This is a genomic window from Deinococcus sp. YIM 134068, assembly GCF_036543075.1.
GTDB lineage: Bacteria > Deinococcota > Deinococci > Deinococcales > Deinococcaceae > Deinococcus > Deinococcus lichenicola.
The window spans coordinates 1-14,224 of sequence record NZ_JAZHPF010000040.1; the positions used below are offsets into that span (position 1 = coordinate 1).

Below are 14,224 nucleotides of genomic sequence, written 5' to 3' on the forward strand. Positions count from 1 at the left end.
CAGGGTAAGCCTGACCCTGAGCCACTGAGCGGACGAAAACGCCCTCATACTGTACTACAAACAACGCTCGAAGTCGGCTGGCAGCTCGTTTTTCGTTCGCCCTCATAAAATCTGTCAGGCCGTCAGGACGAGAAGGTCAGGGAGCCGACACGCGCCCGAGATTCTGCGGGTAGACGCTCAGGGCATAGACGCCGGTCGCGTCCGGGAGGCGGACCACCCTGCCGCTGACCTGCCGCTGGGTGGCGAGGTTGACGCGGACGCCGACTACGCCCGTTCCCGCCGAGTTCATCACGTAGTCGAACATCTTGTAGTTCACGCCGCTGCTAACGTTGGTCGTCGGGGCGATGTAGTCGGACAGGAGGTTGGCGTCGCTGCCCGTGGTGGGGGGCAGGGTGAGGGCACTGGGCGCGACGCCCACTGGGCTGGCCTCGTAATAGTAGTCACGGTACTCGACCAGAATCCATACGGTGCCGTCGTTCGCCGTGTCCTTGCCCGGATTGGAGGGCGAGGTCTCGCTGGTGCCATTCACCCAGACGGAGCGCTTGACCGGGTAGTAAGCGTAGAACTTGTAGCAGCCGTCGTTCTTGGCGTCGACTTCAGGTTTGGCGGGCGTCGAGCCGGAGGCGGGTACCGCTGGTGTACTTGGAGCGCACTCAGCTCCCGGTGTTTTGGGCGGAAGAATGACCGCCAAGAGGGGGTGAGTGCCCACCGTCCAATTGCCGCTGGCCGACGTAACCAGCGGATTCCGGCGCAACTCGCCGCCCCCCAGCGCCAGGGTTTGCGCGGGCGGGAAGACGTACCAGGCCTCCTTCACCCGTGAGCCGATCAGTTGCTCGGCATTCACCGTCTCCTGCTGCAATTCGGCGCGGGCCATCGCCAACGTGGTCGTGCGCGAGCCGCCGACGAAAGTGTTACTCAGGGCCAGTAGCACGACGCCAAAAATCCCCATGACGACGAGCATCTCGACAAGCGTGAAGCCCGTCTCCCTCCGGCCCCTCACTGGGGCCTCAGCACGTCGAGCGTGAGAGTGGTGGCCTGCGTGCCCGTTCCGGCGGTGACGGTCACGCGGCGCATCGCGGGAGTGGTGCCCGTGGCCGCCGGACAGGAGGCCGCGACGGAAACGTTCCCCAGGATGCCCGGAGTCTGGGCACGGGAGTCGAGGGGGCGACTTTGCAGAGTCACGCCGGTCGGAAGGACGAGGCCGGGGACGCAGTTGCTGTCGAAGCGTGCCCGAACCTGGCTGAGTTGAGCGTCGGTCAGGCCCGGTGCGGCCTGCCACGCGCCCTTGACCTCCTCGAGCGCCCGCTGGGCCTGCGTCGTGGTATTCAGTTCACGCTCACTGCTGCGGTTGACACCCAGCAGCCCGGTAATTCCCGGAACGACCACGGCCAGCATCACCCCCAGCAGCGCGATGGCGACGAGCAACTCGACCAGGGTGAAGCCCTGCTGCGCCTGGCCCTGCCCCCGTCGGACTTCTGTGCCCCTGCTTGCGTCTGCTCTGTTCATGCTTGTCTTCATCCTCTGGTCCCTCATGGAGTCGCCGCCGTGACCATCACGCGGCCCGTCACGCCCACCACGCGCACCTCCAGGGCGGGAATGCCGGGCGTGGTGCTCTCGACGAGCAGCCGCATTCCGTTGATCGCGCTCGTCATCTCCCCGTAGGGGGCCTGGTAGGTCAGGGTCCGCACCCCGCCGGAGGAGACCGGGCAGCCGCCGTTCGTCACGCAGCGGAAGGTCACGTTGCGCGGCAGCGAGCGCGCCTGCGAGGCCGACGAGAGAAGCAGGTTGTAGGTATTCAGGGCCTTCGTGCCGCCCTCCCAGGTCAGGGAGGCGTTCTGGCTCTGGCGCTGCGCGCTCGCCCGCGCCGCCCGCAGGTCCGCCGCCATCAACGCCGCCCCCTCCCGCACCTCCCCCGTGCGAATGCTCCGCAGGTAGCTGATGCCCAGCACCCCCATCAGGATGCCCAGCACGGTGAGAACGACGAGCAGTTCGATCAGAGTGAAGCCCGAGAGAGGACGGGCGCGACTCATGGCACAACCTTCAACTCTGTCTTGTTTGTCTGAGTGTAGATCAATTGCGAGAGGCTGCTCGTCTTGCCCGGATCGGCAGGAATCCAGACCGGGGACTGAGCGAAGAAGGGCGGCGTGAAGCCGGGGTCCTCGAAGCGGCGGTCGTGCGAGAAGTTGCGTCCGTATCCGCTGTCGGGGTTGATGCTGCTAGTGGAACCGAACGCGCCGTACCAGTTCTCCACAACACCGCCGATGAGGTTGACGTTGCCCCGGTCGGCCCCGAACTGATGACCGTCCACCCGCACCTCGCCCTTGCTCGACATCAGCATGGCGTGTAAGTGCAGATTGTTCGGTGCTTCCTTGTTAATCACGACATCGCCCGACTGCGTATAGACGCCCAGCACATTCAGTGGTTGCGTAGGCTTCCCATTCTTACAAGCCGTGTCCGCCGGGTTGCAGGGTTCATCGGTCAGGCGTAGATCGCTTGCGATGTTAATGTTCTTCTCAGCGGCAACCGTAAGCTGGGAGAAGCCCGCGATAGCTGGCGGTGAGAGCGTCTGTACCTTTCCATCGATTGTAGCGTTCACGCTCCGGTCTGGCCCCTTCAAGACACCGATATTCTTCTCCCCGAAGATCACACCATTGAACTTGGTGAGGTGGGTAGTCCAGGTGCCGTTTGCCTTCTTCTCCATTTTGCCGCTGCCATCCACTCGGTACTCTTCAAAGTCACTTAGAACATCCTTGTAGACCTTGATCGTTTCGGTCTGCGTGCACTTGCCGTTCGATGCGGCTGTACACCTCGTCTCCTGGCCAATTTCCTGCTTAATTGTCTTTTTGGCGACCCTCACGTACTGGTACAGGGGTTCGGGACTCCACTTCTTCGTCACAGTGTTGTACGATGTGGGCGCTACTCCGGCAGCGTTCCCGGTAGAGAGGACTATTCCCGCCACATCATCAGTGAAGTACAACCCCTTTCCACTCTCATAGCGGGCCTTTTCCTCGGGGTCGTCCTGCTTGTCACTGGGCACCTTACCCTGCGCGGCGTCCCGCTGACTGTTGGCGTTGATGGGCATAGGGCGGTATGCAGCCGTGAAGGTGGCGTCTTTGACCGCCGTGTCGTTACCGCTTCCATCCTTGACGTTGGCAATTCCAACACCGGGTGCCGCCGCCGTCAACTTCTGCCACAGATTCACATTCTTATCGGCATCTGAGGCCGTAGCATTGTCAGGCGCTCTCAAATTCGAGGTTCCATTACCGCCGTAGTAAAACCCGGCCTGACGAGTGCAGCTCTGGTCATCGTTGAGGACTGTCTGCTTCAAGTTGGTGCATCCCGCGCTACTGATACCGCCCTTAAATTGTGCGGTCGAGCCTGACGCGAAGAGGAACTTCTCGTTGGTGTGTACCGGCCCGTCAAAGATCTGATCGGTGAAGTTTACGGTAGGGTTCCAAGAAGTCACGTTCGCGTTGTTGGGGTCCTGAGTGTGGTGGTTCGTGAACAACACATTATCGAGGTAGCTGGGCAGGGCGATCTGGACCCACCATCCTGTCAGGTTCGTTCGGTCGGCCTTGAGCACACGGGTGGCACCCGAACTGCTCCCGCCGACATTCAACCCCTCGACCTGAATGAAGAAGGTGTAGCTCTCGTTGTTGATGCGCTCGACACGGCTGGGTTTCAGGCGGTAGTTCACCGTCGCCCCGTTCACCTCTAGCTTGCGCGACTCACCCAGTTGAGCCTTCCACCATTGACGGCGGCTGTCCAGGTCATTCACGTTGGTCGGGCGCTCGGAGGCGGGGAGAACTTCGGTATATTTGGCGGGCAGGACGAACTGCGCGAAGACCTCAAATTGATCGCTGAGGCCGGTGGTGGAAGCGGTGCAGGTGTACCGCTTGGTACCGCTCGCCTGGCTCACCGTGGTCCAACTGGTGTTGCCACAGAACTTTTCGGCATATCCCTTCAATTTGCTCGCCGTCAATCCGGTTCCCATAGATAAACTACTCACCGACATCAGCGTCTGCACGTCCCGCAGCCGGCTCTGCGCCAGCGCCACGCCCGACTCGGCGACGTACTGGGCTTGCAACGCGGCTCGCTGGTCCGAAACGGTGCGGCGACTGGAGAGGGTGAGCTGGGAGGAGGCCGCCAGGAGCACCGCCAGCAGCAGCGAGGTGAACAGCACGACGACGACCAGGGTGGCCCCGCGTGTGGCTGTGTGCCTATTCATGCCCCCAGTGTGGTGGGCGTTCCCCACCCTTCCCTAGCCCCAGACGGGGGGAGACCCCCAATCGGGGGGGAGGTCTGAAGGTCCCTTCACCCCCCTCTCTCCCGCCTCCACCGTCGCGGGCGGCAGACTTCCGGCATCCCACCGCCAGGAGGCGACCGCACCATGACCTCACCCTATGACCGTCCCGCCGCGCCCGCGACCGAGCCGACCGATACCCCCGCGCCGCTGCCCGAGCAGATGCCCGGCGGCGACGATACCGGCCCGATCATGGACCCACCGATGAACCCTGACCTGCCCGGCATGCCCGAACCCAGCCCGACGAGCAATCCCGATACGCCGGGCCTGCCCAGCCCCATGCCCATGCCCGCGATGTGACCTGATCCTGCCCTTGCCGCTGATGTGAAGAACGACGCCCCCCGGCGGGGTGATTGCGTAAAGACGCACAGCCTGATCCCGCCCCCGCGCGGCGATGATGGCACCATGTTCAACAGTTGGTTGGCGCTCATCCTTAAGGGTGGGCGTCCGTGTCCCGTGGCGGCCCAGACCAACAAGATTCCGTGGACGCTCTTCGCCATGCGTGACGCGAGGACGGGCCTCATCGTCGTGCGTGATGCGGATGTCAAAGCGTACGAGACTCGAACGGTCGGCGAACTCCGGCACCACTCCGAGTTGCGCCGCCGACTGGCGCGGGAGCTGCGGGGGCGGCGGCGGGTGTATTTTCGCTACAACCAGTGGGGCACCAGCGGGGCGAACTGACGATCTATTAGCTGCTGTGAGCGGTGGAACCTCCGGGGGCCTACCTGTCGAATACCCTGGAAGCGTCTTACCCCAGCGCCAGCGTGTGCCCGTGGTCGCGTAGCCAGGCCCGGCGGGTCGCGTGGTCGGGCATGAGGCGGGCGATATGTGCCCAGTAGCGGGGCGAGTGGTTGAGTTCGAGGAGGTGTGCGGCCTCGTGCAGGACGACGTAGGCGGCGACCTCGCGGGGGGCGCGGGCCAGGAGCCAGTGAAGGCGGATGTCCCCCTGGGCCGTGCAGCTTCCCCAGCGGGTGCGGGCACCGCTGAGGCTGACCCGGCGCAGGCGGTCGCGGGCACCGAGCGCGTCCGCGTATCCCTCGGTCAGGGCGCGCAACTCGGGCAGGGCTGCCAGGCGATACCAGCGTTCCACCGCGCGGCGGGTGGCGTCGGGGTCGCCGGGGGGAATGTGGACCTCCGAGCCTGACCGGGTGGGTGTACGGGTTCCCGGCGTGACGCGCAGGGTCAGCGTCTCCCCGAGGAAGGGCAGGGCCGCGCCGTCCACGAGGGGGGAGGGCACGGTGCGGGCGGCGTAGGCGGTGAGGTGCCGTTCCACCCAGCCCCGCCGGGCCTCCAGAAACGAGGAGATGAGGGCGTCGGGTGTGCGGGCCGGGGCGTGGACCGTCACCGTGCCGGGCGAGACGTTCAGGGAGAGGGTACGGCGGCGGGCACTGCGCCGCACCGTCACGAGAACGCCCCCGACCGTCCACTGGGAGCGGGGGCGAGGGCGTTGCAACGTCATATGAGTATGAAAGCGTAAGTCGGCCCAGTGTGGGTGAGCATTCCGGGATGAGGTGGATTCCACCCTCTCACTGGCGACCTTCTCACTGGCGACTGGACGCTGGCGACTGGCGACTCTTTCCCACCCACGCCCTCACAGCGACCCGTAACTCTGCTTGAAGGTGTCGCACTGGTTCGGATCGCCGCTCTTGAAGCCGGTCATGAACCAGTTCACGCGCTGCTGGCTGGTGCCGTGGGTGAAGGAGTCGGGCACCACGCGGCCCTGCCCCTGGCGCTGGAGGGTGTCGTCGCCGATGGCGGAGGCGGTGTTGACGGCCTCGCGCACGTCGGCCTCGGTCAGGTTGGCGAGGCTGGCGACCTGATTGCCCCACACCCCCGCGAAGCAGTCGGCCTGAAGCTCCAGCCGCACGCCGGACTGGTTGGCCTCCGCCTCGCTGCGGGCCTGCCGCTGAGCGCGCTCCACCTGATCGGCGATGCCAAGTTCGTTCTGGACGTGGTGCCCGACCTCGTGCGCGATCACGTAGGAGTAGGCGAAGTCGCCGCCGCCCCCGAGTTGGCGGTCCATCTGCGCGAAGAAGCTCGTGTCCAGGTACATCTTGTTGTCGAGCGGGCAGTAGAAGGGGCCGACCGCGCTGCTCGCCTGTCCGCACGCGCTGTTGACCGCGCCCGAGAACAGCACCAGCGTCGGCTTGGTATACGTGCGCCCCGCCTGCTGGAAGACGCCGCCCCAGACGGTGTTCGTGCTCGCCACGATACGGTCCACGAACTGATACTCGGTGTCCTGCGCGCCGCCGCCGCCCGCCTGCGTCTGGGTGGTGGGGGGACTCTGCCCGCCGCCGAGGATGGCGCTGGGGTCCACCCCGAAGAACATGGCGATCAGGGCGATGATCAGCCCGCCGACCCCGCCCACCGCGATGCCGCCGCCGGGCACCCCGCCGCCCCTGCGGTCCTCGATATTCCCGCCACCGGGAAGGTTCTGCCAGTCCATGTGTGGGTCTCCTTCTTCTCGCCGAACACCTCGCCGCGAGGGTCTGTCAGTCTTGATACGGCTCAGGCCGCATTCTAGGCGGGCAGGTCTGATGGGGTCTTTACCGATGATGCAGCAAAGGGAGAAGAAAGCCCCGGCGACAGGAGCCGGGGCTGGAGGAGGGACGAGGAGTCGCGGTCAGTCCGAGGCAGGCAGAGCGGGCGGCAGACCGGACGGTTCCCCCGCCTCACGCGGCCCCTGCCGTTTCCGCTCGAACTGGTAGAAGACGCTGGGCACCACGTAGAAGGTGAGCAGGGTCGAGGTGATCACGCCGCCGAGGATCACGATGCCGAGGCCCCGGCGAAACTCCGCCCCGTCGCCCTGCCCCAGCACGAGCGGAATGCTGATCACGAGGACGGTGAGGGTCGTCATGATGATCGGGCGAAAACGAAGTTCGGCGGCCTCGATCAGCGCGTCGCGCAGCGGCAGGGTCCGCATCCGCTCGGTCACGAATTCGAGGTAGAGGATCGAGTTCTTCGTCGAGAGACCGAGGAGGATCACCATGCCGAGGACCGTGATCACGTCGAGGTCCACCCCGAAGAGGGATAAGGTCCACAGCGCCCCCACGATGGCGAGCGGCACGGGCAACAGCAGGTAGACCGGGTAGCGGAACGAGTTGAATTGGCTGCCGAGCACGAGGTACGTCAGCAGCACGGCCAGCACGAGGACGATGGGGCCGTAGAACACGAGGTCGCCCGTCAGGCCCGCGCTCCCGAAGGCTGAGGAGTTGCCGAGCGTCACGCCATCAGAGAGCAGCCCGGCGGCGCGCACCTTCTCGATGATCGTCTGCTGGTACGCGAAGGGATTGGGGCCGCCGTCCGCGAGGTTGATGTCCAGCGTGGCGGTGTACGCCTTGTTCAGTCGGCTCAGCGTCGCCGGGGCCTGCTGGAGCCGGAAGGTCCCGAGTTGCGCGAGGGGCACGTTCGCGCCCAGGGACGGCGAGTACACCGTCTGCGAGAGGAGGCTCTGCTCGCCCTGCACCTCGGCGGGGTCAAGGCGCACCACGATGTCCACGCTGCGGTCGCCGTCGCGCAGGCTGCCCGACACCGTACCGTCGTTGTAGGTACGGAGGGCCTGCGCCACGTCGCTCGTCGTCAGGCCGCTCCCGGCGAGGCGGGCGGCGTCGGGCACGAAGGTCCGCTCCTGGCGGGTGGCGCTCAGGCTGCTCTCCAGGGTGGCGAGGTTGGGGTCACTTGCGAGCAGGCGGACGACCTCGCGGTTGCGCTCGATCAGAAGGGCCTGATTGGGGGCCGTCAGCGCGAGGCTGATGTCGGCACTTCCGCCGGGGCCGCCCTGCTCGGCGGTGACGCGCACCTCCGCGCCGGGAACGCTGGCCGCCAGGCGCGTGAGGTCAGTCGCGTAGCGGGAGGCGAGCGCGTCGATGCCGGGGCGCTCCTCCTTCGGGACCAGGGTGAGGGTCAGCGCGGAGGTGTTCGCGTTCGTGCCGCCCGTGAAGCCGCCCGCGCCCACGGTCGTCTGCACGAGCCGGACCTCCTCACGCCCCAGCAGGTTGTCCTCGATGCGGGCGGTGAGGGCGTTCGTGGTGGCGAGGCTGGTGCCCGTGGGCAGTTCCACGTCCACGGTCAGGATGCCGCCGTCGCTGCGGGGAACGAACGCGAAGCCCACGTCCCGCATGGCGAGCGGCACGCTGGCGAGGAACAGGCCCGCGACGAGCATGACGACCCAGGGCCGTTTCAGCGCCCCGCCCACACTGCGCGCATAGGCGCGGGCGGTGCCCATGACCGCGCGGTTGGTGTACCCGTGCAGCGTGCCCGTCAGCGCCTCCAGCAGGGCGAGGAGGACGGTGAGCAGGGAGCGCGTCACGGTCAGCAGCACGGGCGCGAGGAGGACGGCGAGCGCGGCGACGGCGGGCGTCGGCAGACCCGTGAGGCGGTCGAGCGCCACCCATCCGGCGGCCCCGAAGAGCGCGAGGAGGAGCAGGCCCGGCAGGCGGCGCACGCCAACGAGCGAGTCCCGGAAGAAGCGCGGCAATCGGGCGAACACGCCGGGCAGCTCCCGCCACGAGATCGGCTCGGGGTCGCGGGTGTACGCCATGCGGACGGTGAGGAAGAGCAGGCTCTCCAGCCAGCTCATCGTGATCGCGGCGGCGAGGCCGAGGCCGAACTGACTGAAGAACTGTCCGAGGATGCCCGGCATGAACGAGAGCGGAATCAGCACGGCCAGGAGAGAGAAGCTCGCGGCGGTGACGGCGGAAAAAACCTCGGAGCCGCCGAGCAGCACGCTGCGAATGAGGCTGTAGCCCATGTCGCGGTACCGCTGCACGTTCTCCGCGACCACGATGGAGTCGTCTACCACGATGCCGATGGCGACGATGATGGCGAGGAGGGAAACGATGTTGAAGGTGAAGCCCAGCAGGCTGTAGAGCAGCGGCGCGGCGCTCACTGAGATCGGAATGGCGAGCACGACCGCGAAGACGGTATTCAGCCGTCCCAGGAACAGCAGCACGATGACGCCGACCGCCCCGATGGCGATCAGGAACTCCTTGAGGGTGTCCTCCACCGTGGCGCGGGTCTCGCGGGTGGTGTCGCTGGCGAGGGAGAGGCGGTAGCCCCCCGGCAGGGTCTGGCTCTCCATCGCCGCGCGCACGTTGTCGGCCACGGCGACCGAGTTCGTGCCGCTCGCCTTGCGGACATCGAGGAGGACGGCGGGCTGCCCGTTGAGCCGCGCGTAGCTCGTGGCACGGGCCGCCCCGTCACGCACGCTCGCCACGTCGGCGACCCGCAGGCCCGAGGCGGGGTCCACCACGATCCGCTCCACGTCACCCAGGCTCGTCGGCGTGTTGCGGGTGGAGAAACCCACCGTGTTGCCGTTCTGCGTCACGCTCCCGGCGGGCACGTCGAGCGCCGACGCCCCGATGGCCGCCGTCACCCGCGCGGGCGCGAGGTTGTAGGTCTGGAGCCGCGAGGGATCGAGGAGAACCTGCACCTGCCGCTCCGGGCCGCCCGACACGCTCACGTCGGCCACGCCCTCCACCCGCTCCAGCCGGGGCACGAGCACGTCCTCGGCGTAGGTCGTCACGTCCGAGGCCGGGGCCGCGCCGCCGATCAGCGCCAGGGTCAGGATAGGGGTGGCGTTGGGGTCGAACTTCTGGACGATGGGCGCGTCCGTCCCGTCGGGCAGGGTGGCGCGGATGGCCGCGACCGCCTGCGAGACGCTGTTGGCCGCCGAGTCGATGTCCGTCTCGTCGGAAAAGGTGATGACGACCGCCGACTGATTGTTCACGGAGGTCGAGTTGATGTCCACCACGCCGCCGAGGGTGCTCACGGCGTCCTCGACCCGGCGGCTTACCTCGCGGTCCACCTGGTCGGGCGTCGCACCGGGGTAGGACGTGCTGACGGCGAGGACGGGCACCTCGAAGTTGGGCAGGAGTTCCACGCCGAGCCGACTCGTGGAGATCAGGCCGAACAGCACCGCCATGATGAAGATGCCGACCGAGAAGACGTAGTTCCGCACGCTGAAGCGCACGGCGGGATTCAGGGCGGGTTCGGGCGTGCCGTCGGGCAGGGTGCCGCGCGGGGCGGTCAGCTCGGGGGGTTCGTGGGTGCTCATGGACTCTGACCTCCTGACCCTGCGGCACTGGCCGCCGCTCCCACCCGAATACTCGCCCCGTCCTGAAGGCTGGGCGGCACGGGGTAGATCACGCCCGCCCCGGCGTCCAGGCCACGCACGGCGACCTGACCCCCGGATTCGGCGACGACCGAGACGGGCACCCGGCGGGCCGAGGTGCCGTTCGCCACGTACACCGCGTTCTCTCCCCCGTCCACCTGAATCGCCCCGGTGGGCACGAGGACGCCGCCGCCGAGCGTCGCCCGGTAGCGCACCTGCGCCGTCCCACCCACGGGCAGATTGCCGCCCCCCTGCACGCGCGCCGTGACGGGCACGAGGCGGTCGGTCCCGGCGACCCCGCTCGCGTCCTGCACGGTGGCGACGTAGTTCACACCTGCGTAGCCGAGGTTGAGCCGCGTGCCGGGGGTCAGGGCGGCGGCGTCCGCCGGGGTCACGTTGAAGGTCGCCTTCACGCTCCCCTCGTCCACGAGGCGGAAGACCGGGCTGCCCTGCGAGGCGAACTCCCCGACCTCCACGGCGAGCGAGACGACGATCCCGGCGAAGGGGGCCCCCACCGCCGTGCGGCTCAGGTTCTCCTCGGCCTGCCGCACGCCCGCCCGCGCGGAGGCGAGCTGCGACTCCAGCAGCGCGAGACTGCTCCCCCCGCCCCGCCCGTTCTGCGCGAGGGTGTTGCGGGCCTGCGCCAGTCCGCTCTCCGCCTGCGCCAGCGCACTGCGGGCGGCGTTGAGGTCGGCCTGGCTGATGCCGCCGAGGCCGTACAGGTTCTCGGCACTCGCGGCGTCCTGGCGGGCCTTGCTCAGGCTCGCCTCTGCGGCCTGCACGGCGGACCCGAGGGAGGCGGTCGCCTGTCCGGTGTTCGTGCGCGCCTGGTCGAGACTGATCTGGGACTGCTGGGCCTGGAGACGGGCGTTTTCGAGGGCCTGCCGAGCCTGCGTATCGTCGAGCTGCACGACAACCTGTCCGGCCCGGACCCGCTCGCCCTCGTCGGCGAGAAGACGTTCCACCGTCCCGCTCGCCTGGGCCGCCACGTTGCTGTCCCGGTCGGCGCGGATGGTGGCGGAGGCGGTGCGCTGCACGGTGACGGTGCCGGTGCGTGCGCGGACGGTCCGCACGGCGAGGGCGGTCGTCTTCGCGGGCGCGGCGTCCAGGTCGTTGCGGGTGGCGGTGGTGCGCTGGGGGGCGGCACCGTCACCCTGGGCCGCCTCCTCTCCCCCACCCGGCGTACACGCGGCGAGCAGCAGGACGAGGGTGAGGGGCAGGGCGAGGTGACGAAATTGAGGAGTCATGGCCTTCACCTCACGAGGCCCGTCACGTCGGTGCCGGACGCGGCGGAGAGGGCGGCGAGCGAGCGCCACAGGTTGCCCTGCGCCTGGGTCACGCCGAACTGTGCCTGTTGAGCCTGCACCTGCGCCGACTGCACGTCAACGGCAGCGGCGGTCCCGGCACGCAGACGCGCCTGCGCCTGGGTCAGCGTCGTCTGCGCGTTGGCGAGGGTCTGCCGGGCGAGTTCGACCCGCTGCACGGCGTCCTGAGCCGAGCGGTAGGCGTCGCGCACCTGGGTGTTCGCCCCACGTTGCGCGCCCTCCAGGTCGCGGCGGGCGTTCTCCAGCGCCACCTGCGCGTCTTGCAGGGTGCGGGCGGGCGTGTAGTCGTTGTTCGACACGCGGACCTGAAGCGCAGCGAACTCGGCTCCCTGCGCGGCCTGTACGAGCGTCGGGAGCCGCTTCTCCAGCCCCGTTTGCAGCCCCGAGAGCGTCGCGCTGAGCCTCGGCGGTGCGGGTGGCGTAGCGAGGCGCAGGTCGGCCCCGGTGTTCAGGCCGAGGGTGCGAACGAGCTGTGCCTCCAGCACGGGCAGGCTGGCGCGGGCATCGGCGAGTTCCTGGCGGTCCTGGTTGAGGGTGGTCTGGGCGCGGTTCACGTCGAGTTGCGTGGCGACACGGGCCGTCAGGCGGGCGCGGGCAATCTGGAGGGTGCGCTCGTCGAGCCTCACCTGCGCCTCGTTGAGCGAAACGCGTCCGGCAGCCTCCGAGGCGGCGAGGTACTGCCCGATCACCGTTTGCGCGACGTTGAGCTTGGTGCCCGCCAGCGTGGCCTCGGCGGCGGCGGCCCCCTGCTCGGCCTGGGTGAGCGTGGTGACGATGGTCGTGGGGTCGGCGCGCGTGGCGCGGAGAGTCGCCTGGGCCTTTTGCAGGTTCGCGCGGGCAGTGCTCACGTCCGGGCCGCTCGTCAGCGCGCGGGCCACGGCGTCCGGCAGGGTAAGGCTCACCGTCTGCGCGGAGGCGGGCGCGGCGAGGGCGAGGGTCAGGGCGAGGGTGACACGTTTCATGGGCGGGCCTCCGGGGCGGGCGCGGGGGGGGTGAGGAGGGTGGGGTCGAGGTCCGCCGTCGCCTGCGCGAGCCGCAGCGAGGCGAGATAAGCATTGACGGTGGCGGTGTCCACGGCGAGACCCGCTTGAGACGCGCTCAATTCGGCGGCCTGCACGTCGAGCGCGGTGACGAGACCTGCCGCGAGCCGCGCCCGTGTGGAGTCGAGGGCGGCCTGTGCGCGGGTGAACGCTCCACGCTGGCTCGTCAGGGTGTCGAGGGCACCTTGAAGGTCTGCGTACCGCTGCCGAACCTCCAGGTCCACCGACTGCCGGGCCGTGTCGAGGGCGAGCGCGGCGCTCTGCACGCCCACCTCGGCGGAGGCGAGGGCGGTACGTTTCCCACCACCGAGTACGGGAAGGCTCGTGCTCAGCGTTACAGCGAGGCCGGTCGGCAGGTCGCCGGGGTCGCGGATGGGGAAGCTGACCTGCCCGGCGAGCACGCCCGTCTTCACGTTCAGGCTGCCGCCCACCGTGCGGGTCGCGGTGGTCGTGGAGGTCGTGAGTTCGCCGTACTGCACCCCCGCGCTGAGGTCGGGGAGGCGGGCGTCAAGCTGAGCCGCCCGCACCTGCCCCCGCGCGTCGGCGAGGTCATTTTGCGAGCGGAGAATCTCGGGCCGACCCGTCAGGGCGCGGCTGATCTGCGCGTCCAGCGCGGCGGGTTCGGCGGGCGCGGCGGGCAGGGGACCGAAGGCGGCGGCCCCCGTCGGCAGCGTCACCGCCCGCCCGAGAAGGTTGGCAAGTTGCCGCGCCGCGAGGTCCACGTTCACGCGCGCCTGCTCCCGTGCCGAGCGCGCGTCCTCCTCCCCTCCCTGCCGGGCGAGCAGACCCTCGGAAGGGAGGGTGCCCGCCTCCCGCTGCGCCCGCGCGACCTCCAACTGCCGTGTGGCGAGGGCGGCCTGCGCGTCGGCGAGCGCGAGGTTGGCGGCGGCGTTGCGGGCCGCGTAGTACGCCTGCACCGCGTTCACGGCGGCGGTCAGGCGGGCGGCCCGGAGGTCGGCCCCGGCACGCGCCACTCCCCGCTCGGCGCTCCGCACCGCCTCCAGCGCCGGGGACCAGGGCAGCACGCTCGCGGACACCTGCCCGGTCAGCGTGGTGTTGAGGAGGAAGTCGCCGGAGGAGACGGGAATCTTGATCGCGCTCGCGTCCGCCCCGACCGTCACGTTCAGCCCCGCCCGCGCCCGCGCACTCTCCAGCGCGAGTGCCGCCGCCCGGTATTGCAGGTCGGCACTCCGCCACCCCGGACTCCCCCGCAACAGGGCGAGGGTGTCCGCGAGGGTGAGGGGTGCGGGAGTCGGCACAGTGGGCGACACGGGAGGCGGCGTCAGTGGCGTCGAAGGAGCCTGCTCCGGGGGCGCGATGGGCGTCGTTGGCGCGGGCGTCGCCGGTGAGGGCGGCGTCTGTTGCGTCGTCTGCGCCAGCACGCCCGGCGGGGCGAGCAGCGCCAGGGTCAGCAGGAGGGGGCGGGTGGGTGGGGAACGCATGG

At 68.8% G+C, this 14,224-nt stretch carries 12 protein-coding genes; 2 read left to right on the forward strand and 10 right to left on the reverse strand.

Annotated elements, in window-relative coordinates:
- Nucleotides 1-136: 136 nt before the first annotated feature.
- Genes V3W47_RS19255 through V3W47_RS19270 form a run of 4 tightly spaced genes read right to left on the reverse strand, consistent with a single transcriptional unit; the run spans nucleotide 137 to nucleotide 4,228 of the window.
- Nucleotides 137-1,000 (reverse strand): PulJ/GspJ family protein, encoded by an 864-nt coding sequence (locus tag V3W47_RS19255; protein ID WP_331826858.1) that lies wholly within the window; start codon nucleotides 998-1,000, stop codon nucleotides 137-139.
- Nucleotides 997-1,506, reverse strand: a complete 510-nt coding sequence (locus tag V3W47_RS19260) for a type II secretion system protein (RefSeq protein WP_331826859.1) — start codon at nucleotides 1,504-1,506, stop codon at nucleotides 997-999. The genes V3W47_RS19255 and V3W47_RS19260 overlap by 4 nt, the downstream gene beginning before the upstream one ends.
- Nucleotides 1,507-1,529: 23 nt before the next feature.
- Complete coding sequence (locus tag V3W47_RS19265; protein ID WP_331826860.1) at nucleotides 1,530-2,030, reverse strand: prepilin-type N-terminal cleavage/methylation domain-containing protein; 501 nt, start codon at nucleotides 2,028-2,030, stop codon at nucleotides 1,530-1,532.
- Nucleotides 2,027-4,228: a DUF4900 domain-containing protein gene (locus V3W47_RS19270; RefSeq protein ID WP_331826861.1), complete on the reverse strand. Its 2,202-nt coding sequence runs from the start codon at nucleotides 4,226-4,228 to the stop codon at nucleotides 2,027-2,029. The genes V3W47_RS19265 and V3W47_RS19270 overlap by 4 nt, the downstream gene beginning before the upstream one ends.
- 162 nt (nucleotides 4,229-4,390) lie before the next feature.
- On the opposite strand from V3W47_RS19270, the gene V3W47_RS19275 reads away from it, so the two are divergent.
- A complete protein-coding gene (locus V3W47_RS19275) occupies nucleotides 4,391-4,603 on the forward strand; it encodes a hypothetical protein (RefSeq protein WP_331826862.1) in 213 nt (70 codons plus the stop codon).
- Between the two features lie 156 nt (nucleotides 4,604-4,759).
- Complete coding sequence (locus V3W47_RS19280; RefSeq protein ID WP_331826863.1) at nucleotides 4,760-4,984, forward strand: hypothetical protein; 225 nt, start codon at nucleotides 4,760-4,762, stop codon at nucleotides 4,982-4,984.
- Between the two features lie 67 nt (nucleotides 4,985-5,051).
- Here the strand turns inward: V3W47_RS19280 and V3W47_RS19285 are convergent, their stop codons facing one another.
- From V3W47_RS19285 to V3W47_RS19310, 6 genes are all read right to left on the reverse strand, one after another.
- A complete protein-coding gene (locus V3W47_RS19285; protein ID WP_331826864.1) occupies nucleotides 5,052-5,762 on the reverse strand; it encodes a M48 family metallopeptidase in 711 nt (236 codons plus the stop codon).
- A 132-nt stretch (nucleotides 5,763-5,894) separates the two neighbouring features.
- On the reverse strand, nucleotides 5,895-6,749 hold the full coding sequence (gene ypfJ, locus V3W47_RS19290; protein WP_331826865.1) for a KPN_02809 family neutral zinc metallopeptidase: 855 nt from the start codon (nucleotides 6,747-6,749) through the stop codon (nucleotides 5,895-5,897).
- Nucleotides 6,750-6,926: 177 nt separating this feature from the next.
- Nucleotides 6,927-10,358 (reverse strand): efflux RND transporter permease subunit, encoded by a 3,432-nt coding sequence (locus tag V3W47_RS19295; RefSeq protein WP_331826866.1) that lies wholly within the window; start codon nucleotides 10,356-10,358, stop codon nucleotides 6,927-6,929.
- A complete protein-coding gene (locus V3W47_RS19300; RefSeq protein WP_331826867.1) occupies nucleotides 10,355-11,662 on the reverse strand; it encodes an efflux RND transporter periplasmic adaptor subunit in 1,308 nt (435 codons plus the stop codon). Before V3W47_RS19300 ends, V3W47_RS19295 begins: the two co-directional genes overlap by 4 nt.
- Before the next feature lie 5 nt (nucleotides 11,663-11,667).
- Entirely contained in the window at nucleotides 11,668-12,702 is a 1,035-nt protein-coding gene (locus tag V3W47_RS19305; RefSeq protein ID WP_331826868.1) for a TolC family protein, read from the reverse strand.
- On the reverse strand, nucleotides 12,699-14,224 hold a 1,526-nt coding region (locus V3W47_RS19310), incomplete at its 5' end, for a TolC family protein (protein WP_331826869.1). The genes V3W47_RS19305 and V3W47_RS19310, both read right to left, overlap by 4 nt.